Source organism: Mycolicibacterium xanthum (genome assembly GCF_019710635.1).
GTDB lineage: Bacteria > Actinomycetota > Actinomycetes > Mycobacteriales > Mycobacteriaceae > Mycobacterium > Mycobacterium xanthum.
Genome location: NZ_JAIFZS010000102.1, coordinates 1 through 1,537, shown reverse-complemented (window position 1 = coordinate 1,537; position 1,537 = coordinate 1). Strand labels below are relative to the sequence as shown.

Genomic DNA, 1,537 nt, shown 5'->3' with positions numbered 1-1,537 from the left:
TGGTCGCAATCCAATAGATCGAGCCTCCGGCAGAACCAGGGCGATTCAAATCGCGCCGACCGGTGACATTCGGGCTGGGTGAAACATCACCGCGCCAAACTATTACTCCCTTAACCGATTCCTTCGCCACCAGACGATCGCAGCGATGCAACTCGTAGTCTGCAGTACCTGAGACGTGAAGAAGCCTATGCCTGCGCTGAGGGCTCCCAGCGCTGGCGCCAGTACCGCGACAACGACAAGTTGCACTAAAACGGAAACCAATAAGATGATTGCAGTGACGTGGTCGAATCGCCGCGACTGAAGTGCGACAATTAGAGGCTGGGCAATGGCGTTGAGGATCATTCCTCCAGCCAACCACTGTAACACCGCGGCCGAACTCGCAAAGGCATCCCCTAATAGAAAGGGTACGAGCCACGGCGCCGTGAAGATCACACCGATGGCGAGTGCAACCGCTGCCGCAAGTATCCAACTCGCGCGAAGAATCTGCCACCGCAGATCCCGCAGATGGCTTTCTGCGGCAAGGAAAGGCGCAGCCGCTGAAGCAAATGCGCCTATGATGAGCATCATGGGCTGAGTCCAACGGTTTACGCCGCCATAGATGCCTGCCGCGGTTGGGCCTGCGCAAAATCCAACAATTGGAAGGTCCAGCTGCTGCGCGCTCGTGCTTAATGTGCTCAGCGAGTACCATCTGGCGCCCGCCCAAGGATTGCTCAGCGTGCGCACCCCGATTCTCAGGCGACTTGGTGCTGGCGTCACCGTTAATGCGCACACTGCCAAAGCGACGTCGCCTACGGCCAAGGACGTCCATAACGCTAGGCCAGGACGAACGGCGATCGCAGTTTGTCCGACAAATAGCGCAATCGCGACTACCCGTCCGAACAAGAAGAGCCAGCCGACGGTCTCCGCCCGCCTAGCCGCCGACAGTGGTACGAGCAAAGTCTGGACAGTACTCGTGGTGATCAACAAAACCCCTGTGGCGACGAACACGGGTGCGGTGAGTATCGCCGTCACGATTACGACTGTGGCGATCGCCAATGCGACAATGATTCGCGTCGTAATTTTAACGTTCAGCTCATGCTGGGTGATCCGGCGACTCGCTATCTCTCGAATCCAATACGCGTTGGCACCAAGGTCCACGAACCCTCCGCCCGCTACCCCAAGGCCTATGGCGGTTACGATCGGACCGTATTCATCTGGGCGCATACTGCGAGCCGTCAATATATAGAGGGCAGCTACGAGGAGCTGTGCCGTACCAGCACCAAAGGCAAGTGCTAGCGCCTGCAAATTTAGTGATAGTCGCTGGTTCAAACTGCGCCCTGTCCGACCCGTCCCGGCAAGTTCCGGAGCCTGTATTCGGTGAGTCACCCTGCTCTTCGTAAGGTGCGTTTGTGATCGTAGTGGACTTTATCGACGGCCTCGGGGGGTGAAGTCGTCACAACCACGACATGGACTGATCCTGCCGGTGCGCCCCGGCCTGCCGGTGGAGGCCACCCACGACTACCAGCGCATCGGGACGACCACTTTGTTCGCGGCACTC

At 58.5% G+C, this 1,537-nt stretch carries 1 protein-coding gene; it reads right to left on the bottom strand.

Annotated elements, in window-relative coordinates; genetic code table 11:
- Nucleotides 1-102 precede the first annotated feature (102 nt).
- Entirely contained in the window at nt 103-1,137 is a 1,035-nt protein-coding gene (locus JDV09_RS25950) for a lipopolysaccharide biosynthesis protein (RefSeq protein ID WP_221372005.1), read from the bottom strand.
- Nucleotides 1,138-1,537 lie beyond the last annotated feature (400 nt).